Genomic DNA, 7,499 nt, shown 5'->3' with positions numbered 1-7,499 from the left:
GCCTCGCGGCTGCCCAGCCGGCCGATGTGGGCCGTGCCGATGTTGGTGATCACCGCCACATCGGGGCAGGCACAGCGGCTGAGTCGCTCGATTTCACCCAGGCCCCGCATGCCCATCTCCACCACCAAGGCCGCCTGGGCAGGGGTCGCCTTCAGCAGGGTGAGGGGCACGCCGACGTCGTTGTTCTCATTGCCGCTAGAGGCCCCCACTTCCCCGAGGGGGGCCAGGGCCGCCCGGATCAGTTCCCGGGTGGTGGTTTTGCCGGCCGAGCCGGTCACCGCCACCACCGCAGCAGAAAGCTGGCGCCGCCAGAGGCAGGCCAGCTGCTGGTAGGCCAGCAGGGTGTCTGGCACCAGCCAGAGGGGCACTGAGCCCGCCACGGCGGCAAGGGCAGCGGGCGGCAGTTGCTCCGCCTGGGCCAGCAGGGCGACGGCACCGGCCTCGAGGGCGGCGGGGAGGAAGGCATGGCCGTCAAAGCGCTCGCCCACCAGGGACACAAACAACTGGCCGGCGGCCAGCTGGCGGCTGTCGGTGCAGATCGCCTGCGGCTCGAGCTTGGTGCTGGCCTGGGCAGGGGTGAGGGGTCCGGTGACGGGCGGACCCCACAGCTGCTGCAGCTGGCCCAGGTGCAAGGCCATCACGGCGAGGCGGGGCCCAGCAGGACCATCCCACTGCCCACCCGGGCGGCCTGGGCCAGCAGGGCCCCGGACCCGTCGAGCAGGCGCAGCCGCTCGTAGCCCAGCTCGCGGCTGCGCTCGAGCCACTGGTCGGCCTGCTGCTGGCGCAGCGGCCCAGCCAGGGCCAGGAAGGTTGGCGCCAACTCCAACTCCAGGCGACCCTGCCCCGGGTAGGGCCGGGCCGAGGCGATGCAGCCCCGGGGATCATCCTCAGCCAGCAGGGCCAGCAGGGGATCGATCGCCAGGGGCGGGGCCTGCTCTGGCGGGCTTGGGGCTGGTGGAACGGGTTGTTGCTGGGCAGGCTGTTGTTGAACGGGCTGAGACTGGGCGGGGTGAGCCAGAGCCGGCTGAGATTGAACGAGCTCTTGAGCGGGCGCTCCAGCCGAGTCGGATCGGCGCACCAGAGCCGGTCCAACGGCAGTCACCAGGGCCAGCACCAGGGCCAAAAAGAGGGCCAGCAAAAGAGCCAGCAAGAGCGGCCAGAACAGCCAGGCCAGGGAAGGCGGCCAGAATCCCGGCACCGAGAGCTCCCCCTGGCGTTTGCGCCGGGCCAGCTCCCGCAGCCTGAGGCCCGTGCTGGCCAGGGCCGCCCGCAGATCAAAGGCCAGTCGCCCCCAGGGCTCCTCGTAGGGGGCCGGATAGGGATGGGCCGGATCAGGGCCGGCCGGGGGGGCGTCAAAGGGCAAGGTCAACGGCGCTTGAGCAGGGAGGCCAGGCCCCTGCGGCTGGGATCGGCGTCCTGGCCCTGGGAGAACTTCTCCACATCGGCCGCCTCGGGCGTCGGCTCCTTGACACCGCAGACATCGCGGTACATGGCGTCGTATTCCAGGGCGGAACGGGCCCAGCTGAAGTCCACCGCCATGGCGCGCCGCTGCAGCTCCTGCCAGCTCTTCTGGTGGCGGTAGGCCTCCCAGGAGCGCACAATCGCTGTGTAGAAGTCGATCGGCTCGTAGCGATCAAAGCCGTAGCCCATGCCGGTGCCGGCCAGGGGATCGTTGGGCGGCACCGTATCGACCAAGCCCCCCACCATGCGCACCACCGGAATCGAGCCGTAGCGCATCGCCAGCATCTGGCTGATGCCGCAGGGTTCGAAGCGGCTGGGCATCAAGAAGGCATCACAACCGCCGTAGACCAGGCGGGAGAGCGCGTCGTCGTAGGTGAGAAACACGGCAAACCGGCCGGGATGCTGGGAAGCCATCTGCCAGAGGCCCGATTCCAGCATCCGGTCGCCGGTGCCGAGCACGAGGATCTGGCTGTCGGTGTAGGCCAACACCCGATCGGCCACCTGGAGCAGCAGATCCACCCCCTTCTGGTCCACCAACCGGCTCACCATGCCCATCAGGTAGGAGCGTGGACTCACCGCCAGGCCGAAGCGTTCCTGCAGGGCCTGCTTGTTGAGGGCGCGGGGCGCCAGATCCGTGGCCGAGAATCGCGCCGGCAGGCTGGCATCGCTGGCCGGATTCCAGTCTTCGGTGTCAATGCCGTTGAGAATGCCGCGCAGCTTGCCACTGATGAAGTTGAGCAGGCCGTCGAGGTGTTCGCCGTACTGGGGCGTGCGGATCTCCATCGCATAGGTGGGGGACACCGCATTCACCCGGTCGGCATAGAGCAGGGCCGCCGCCATGGTGTGGTCCCCCTGCATATACCAGGGGCACCAGGTCATGCGGTCGAGTTTCCAGCGCCAGGGGCCCTGATATTTGAGGTTGTGGATGGTGAACACCGTGCTGATTTCCGGGTCTTGGTGCATCCACACCGGCAACATGCCCGTATGCCAGTCGTGGCAGTGCAGCACCTGGGGCTTCCAGTGGTGCCAGCAGAATTCGGCCGTGGCGCTGGCAAAGAAGGTGAAGCGCCAGTCTTCATCCTCACCGCCATAGATGCGCTCCGGGTCAAACACCGGATGACCCACCAGATAGAGGAGCAAGCCATTGGTGGGATGGCGCGCCTCGAATACGGCGAAGTCATTGCCCATGGTGTGGCCGCGCCAGATCGGCTCGGGCGACACCTGCAACCGCGACCACAACTTGCCGTAGCCGGGAAGCATGATCCGCACGTCATGGCCCAGGGCCGCCAGGGCCGGCGGCAGGGATCCCACCACATCTCCCATGCCGCCGACCTTGATCATCGGGGCGCATTCGGCCGCAGCAAACAAGACCCGCATCCCAGCTCCACCGGAAGTGGCCGAAACTCTACGGGCGGCCTATGGCAACACCGTCACCGGGGTGCCCATCTCAACCAGCTCAAACAATTCGCGCACGTGCTCATCCAGCAGGCGCACGCAGCCATGGGAGACGGCCTGGCCCACACTGGCGCGCTGGGGGGTGCCATGGAAGCCGGCACTCACGCAGCCCTTCACCACCAGGTGCTCGCGGCCGTTGAAGCCGGCCCGGCCCTTGCAGTCACGGTGGAAGCCGATCCAGCGGCTGCCGAGGGGATTGGCCGGACCAGGCGGAATCCGCTGGCCGGTGACGGGATGCTCCCAGGTGGGATTGCGGGCCAGCTCGATCACCTCAAAGCGGCCCACCGGGGTCTCCCAGCCGGGGCGACCTACCCCCACCGGAAAGCGGCGCCGTTCCTGGCCCCCCTCCAGCACCAGCAGCAGGCGCTGGCGCCGATCGAGCACCAGGTAGGGGCCGCTGGTGGGGGCTGCGGCAACGGGAGGAATCGGCTGGGGCAGGACTGGCTGGGAAAGGACTGGGCCGCCCAGCAGCAGCAGGCCTGCCCCAATTGCCCAGGCGCCCAAAGGGCCCAGCCAGCACAGTTCAGGGCAACCAGGGCGCATCGGAAAAATCAGCCGGGCGTTTTTCCAGGAAGGCATCGCGCCCCTCCCGGGCCTCCGCCGTTCGGTAGAAGAGATGGGTGGCCTGGCCAGCGAGCTCCTGCAGACCGGCCAGCCCATCGGTTTCAGCATTGAAGGCGGCCTTCAGGCAGCGGATCGCCGTGGGGCTGTGCTGCATCACCTCCCGGGCCCAGCGGATCCCCTCGGCCTCCAGCTCGGCCAGGGGAACCACCCCATTCACCAATCCCATCTCCAGGGCCTGGTCGGCGCCGTACTGGCGGCAGAGGAACCAGATTTCGCGCGCCTTGCGCTGGCCCACCACCCGGGCCAGGTAGCCAGCCCCAAAGCCGCCATCAAAACTGCCCACCCGCGGCCCCGTCTGGCCAAACACGGCGTTCTCCGCCGCCAGGCTCAGATCGCAGAGCAGGTGCAGCACCTGGCCGCCGCCGATGGCATAGCCCGCCACCAGGGCGATCACCACCTTGGGCAGGCTGCGGATCAGGCGCTGCAGGTCGAGCACGTTGAGCCGGGGCAGGCCCGCCTCATCCACATAGCCACCATCGCCGCGCACGCTCTGGTCGCCGCCGGCGCAGAAGGCCCAGCCCCCGTCGGCGGCCGGCCCGACCCCGCTGAACAGCACCACCCCCACCTTGGGGTCGTCCCGCACCCGGGAGAAGGCGTCGCAGAGTTCCTGCACGGTGCGCGGCCGGAAGGCATTGCGCTTGTGGGGCCGGTTGATCCGGATCCGGGCGATGCCCTCCTCGCACCGGTCAAACAGCACGTCCTCGTAGCTGGCGGCAGGTTGCCAGTGCAGCGCTGCTGGCAGATCGGATCGGAGGGTCACGGCTGCAGCATGGCTGTGCTGGCCATTCTGCGCAGGGCCTGGCGCAGGCTGGCGTCGGCGCGGCGGTCGGTGACCAGCTCCAGCAGGGCCATGGGCTGCGGCAGGGCCCAAGCCAGCTGGTTAGCCAGATCCCCAGCCAGATCACCGGCCGCCACCACCCTGCGTCCCGGCACCCCATAGGCGGCCGCCAGGGCCAGCGGATCGAGGGGCTGGGGCATGGCGAAAAGGCGCTCGAAATCCAGGGCCGCCGCCGGCATGGTGCGGATCGGCAGCTGCTCAAAGATGCCGCCGCCGCCATTGTTGATCAGGATCACGGTGAGTCGGCCCTGGAGTTGGCGCTGCCACAGCCAGCCGTGGCTGTCGTGCAGCAGGGCCAGATCACCGCTGAGCAACACGGCCTGACCCAGGGCCTCGGCCACACCACAGGCACTCGAGAGGGTGCCATCGATGCCGGAAGCCCCCCGGAAGCTGTACACGGGCCGCCAGGGCGCGGCTGGATCGCCAAAGCTCTCCCAGTCGCGCACGGGGCTGCTGTTGGCGATCACTAGGGGCACGCCCGCCGGCAGGGCCTGGCCCAGCATCCGCGCTAAGGCAGGCTCCGCCGCCGCCGCGGGCAGGGCGCCAGAGAGCCAGCTCTGCAGGGCCCCCTCCCGCCGCCGCCAGGCCGCCGCCAATTCCAGGCAGGCCGGGTCGGGCCTGGCCTGCCAGCAGGCGTCTGGCCAGAGCGTCATCCAGCCGGCGAGCCCCGCCGCGCTCTGCTGACAGCCGCTACCGAGGGGATCGAGGCAGCGGGGATCGGCCTCACTCACCAACCACTGGGGGACGCCCAGCTCTGCCAGCCAGCGCTGCAGGCGCCGGCTGGCCGGCAGGGGACCCAGCCGCAGCACCTGGGCTGGCCGTAGGTCGGGGTCGGGGCAATGGTCGGTGCAATCCAGCAGCAGGTCGTAGCCCGCCACCAGCTCCAGCTGGGCCTGGCCGCGCAGGCCGCTGAGGCCATCGGCCAGCAGGGGCCAGCCGGTGCGCCTTTGCCAGCGGCCCAGGGCCTCCACCTGGCTCTGCCAATGCTGGGGGAAGCCGCGCCAGGGGCCCGCCACCACCAGGCCGGGGCGATCGAGTTCGGGCAGCGGCCCAGGGCAAGCCGAAGCTGGAGTTGCGAGGGAAGCCGGCATGGCAACTGGCGGGGGCGGCGGTGCGGCTTCAAGGGCGGCCCTGGCCTGGAGCAGGGCAGGGCCGTCGGCGTGGAGCGGCTCGGCAAAGGGAAGGTTGAGATGCACCGGCCCCGGGGCCTGGCTAGAGCCCCGGGCGGCCAGCAGGGCGGCGTGGGCCAGCTCGGCGATGGCCCCATCGGCCATGGCGGCCAGGCCAGCACCATCGCCCTGACCCAGCCAGCGCACACTCGCCGCCAGGAAACACTCCTGGTTGACACTTTGGTTGGCCCCACAGCCCTTGAGCTGGTCGGGCCGATCCGCCGTGATCAACAGCAGGGGGATGGCGCCGTAATCGGCCTCCACCGCTGCCGGCAGCAGGTTGGCGACTGCGGTTCCGGAGGTGGTTATCACCGCTGCCGCCTGGCCCGAGGCCCGGCCCAGCCCCAGGGCAAAAAAGGCGGCGGAGCGCTCATCCACGCAGGTGTAGAGACCGAGCCCCTGGGCCTCCAGCAGGCCGGCCGCCTGGGCCAGGGCTGCGGAGCGGCTGCCCGGGCAGAGCACCACCTGGGACAAGCCATGGCGCATCAGCGCCGCCAGGAGCACCAGCGCCGCCTCCAGGTTGCGGGGGGCCAACGCCACGCCGGGGCCATACAGGATGGAAGGCCCATCCTCGCCTGCGCCCTTGGCTACCCCCCCTGACCCAGCCGCGAATGCCGGCCCCCTGGCAAGCCTGCGCCGCCAGCTGTGGCCCTTGCTGGTGTGGGTGGCGCTGGCCCTGGTGCTGCGCTGGGTCGCGCTCGAACCCCGCTGGATTCCCTCCGGCTCGATGTTGCCCAGCCTCCAGCTCCAGGACCGGGTGCTGGTGGAGAAGCTCCGCGCCCGCCTGCATCGGCCCCTGCCGGTCGGCACCGTGGTGGTGTTCCACCCGCCTGCGGCCCTGCTTGATGCTGGCTACGACCCAAATGCCGCCCTGATCAAACGGGTGGTGGCCGAGGCGGGGGATCGGGTCGAAGTGCGCGATGGGGTGCTCTGGCGCAACGGGGCACCGGCGCCGCTCGACTGGTCGGCCGAACCGATGGGCTACTCCCTCCCACCGCTGAGCGTGCCCCCAGGCCACCTGCTGGTGCTGGGGGACAACCGCAATGCCAGCCTTGATTCCCACCTCTGGGGGGCCCTGCCCCGGGAGGCGGTGATCGGCACCGCCGTGCTGCGCTACTGGCCCCCCAACCGAATCGGCTGGTTACGGTTCTCCAACCCCGGACACCCACCTGGTGGAGCCGAAGAGGTGGGGTAGGGTGCAGGCCGGCCGCAGAGCACACCGGCGATGTTTAATCCGGAGTTCCTGACCACCGACAACGAGGCGATTAGCGGCAACTCGCTGATTCAGTATCTCCAGGAACAGTCACCGGATGTGCTGCAGCGCGTGGCCCGCTCCGCCAGTGGTGACATTCAGGACATCATTCGCCACAACGTGCAGGGGCTGCTGGGCATGCTGCCTGGCGAACAATTTGAAGTGAAGATCCAAACCAGCCGGGACAACCTGGCCGGCCTGCTTGCCTCGGCGATGATGACCGGCTATTTCCTGCGTCAGATGGAACAGCGGATGGAGCTGGATACCAGCCTGCTGGGCTGTGGTGATCTGGATACGGAACTGGACGCCGATCCCGGCGAACTCAGGTCCTAGTCCTTCGGCCACTCCTGAGCTGCAACGGCAGGGCTCGCCGGCACCACCCCCCAGCGCACCAAGGCCCGATCGATGCCCGCCAGGTAGGCCCAGCTACCGCCATCGGGCGCCCAGGGCCGCCCTTCCAGCTCGGCCGCCAGCTCCCCCAGCCGCTCCGGGCTGCAGGCCAGCGGGGCCTCGTAGTGGGCCGGCACCAGCCAGCGCAGCTGCGGTTCCCGCGCCAGGCAGCGAATCCAGGCCAGCAGGGCAGCCTGGCAACGGGGAAACACCAGCCGCTCCAGCACCGGAGCGACCTGCAGAGTCGGCTGCTCGCCGGGCACCAGCCGGCGGAATTCGGCCTGCCAGCCTCGCTGCCAGCGGAAGGGGT

9 protein-coding genes are annotated in these 7,499 nt (G+C 69.8%); 2 read left to right on the top strand and 7 right to left on the bottom strand.

The window, feature by feature from the left end:
- From KBZ15_RS14615 to menD, 6 genes are all read right to left on the bottom strand, one after another.
- The coding region (locus KBZ15_RS14615; protein ID WP_255015942.1) for a Mur ligase family protein at positions 1-638 on the bottom strand (638 nt) is incomplete at its 3' end.
- Positions 638-1,369: a hypothetical protein gene (locus KBZ15_RS14610; RefSeq protein ID WP_255015941.1), complete on the bottom strand. Its 732-nt coding sequence runs from the start codon at positions 1,367-1,369 to the stop codon at positions 638-640. The genes KBZ15_RS14615 and KBZ15_RS14610, both read right to left, overlap by 1 nt.
- Positions 1,366-2,838: a glycogen synthase GlgA gene (gene glgA / locus KBZ15_RS14605; RefSeq protein WP_255015940.1), complete on the bottom strand. Its 1,473-nt coding sequence runs from the start codon at positions 2,836-2,838 to the stop codon at positions 1,366-1,368. The genes KBZ15_RS14610 and glgA overlap by 4 nt, the downstream gene beginning before the upstream one ends.
- Before the next feature lie 39 nt (positions 2,839-2,877).
- Complete coding sequence (locus KBZ15_RS14600; protein WP_255015939.1) at positions 2,878-3,420, bottom strand: L,D-transpeptidase; 543 nt, start codon at positions 3,418-3,420, stop codon at positions 2,878-2,880.
- A gap of 19 nt (positions 3,421-3,439) precedes the next feature.
- On the bottom strand, positions 3,440-4,300 hold the full coding sequence (menB, locus tag KBZ15_RS14595) for a 1,4-dihydroxy-2-naphthoyl-CoA synthase (protein ID WP_255015938.1): 861 nt from the start codon (positions 4,298-4,300) through the stop codon (positions 3,440-3,442).
- Complete coding sequence (gene menD / locus KBZ15_RS14590; protein WP_255015937.1) at positions 4,297-6,087, bottom strand: 2-succinyl-5-enolpyruvyl-6-hydroxy-3-cyclohexene-1-carboxylic-acid synthase; 1,791 nt, start codon at positions 6,085-6,087, stop codon at positions 4,297-4,299. The genes menB and menD overlap by 4 nt, the downstream gene beginning before the upstream one ends.
- Positions 6,088-6,130: 43 nt before the next feature.
- On the opposite strand from menD, the gene lepB reads away from it, so the two are divergent.
- Complete coding sequence (lepB, locus tag KBZ15_RS14585) at positions 6,131-6,742, top strand: signal peptidase I (protein ID WP_255015936.1); 612 nt, start codon at positions 6,131-6,133, stop codon at positions 6,740-6,742.
- A 30-nt stretch (positions 6,743-6,772) separates the two neighbouring features.
- Positions 6,773-7,132, top strand: coding sequence for a DUF760 domain-containing protein (locus KBZ15_RS14580; RefSeq protein WP_197150587.1), 360 nt, complete (start codon positions 6,773-6,775; stop codon positions 7,130-7,132).
- Here KBZ15_RS14580 and KBZ15_RS14575 read toward each other — a convergent pair.
- The coding region (locus tag KBZ15_RS14575) for a DUF4336 domain-containing protein (protein WP_255015935.1) at positions 7,129-7,499 on the bottom strand (371 nt) is incomplete at its 5' end. The genes KBZ15_RS14580 and KBZ15_RS14575 overlap by 4 nt on opposite strands.

It is taken from the genome of Cyanobium sp. BA20m-p-22, from assembly GCF_024346275.1.
Taxonomy (GTDB): Bacteria; Cyanobacteriota; Cyanobacteriia; order PCC-6307; family Cyanobiaceae; genus Cyanobium_A.
Note: the sequence above shows the minus strand (reverse complement) of the source record. Positions and strands in the feature narration are given on the sequence as shown.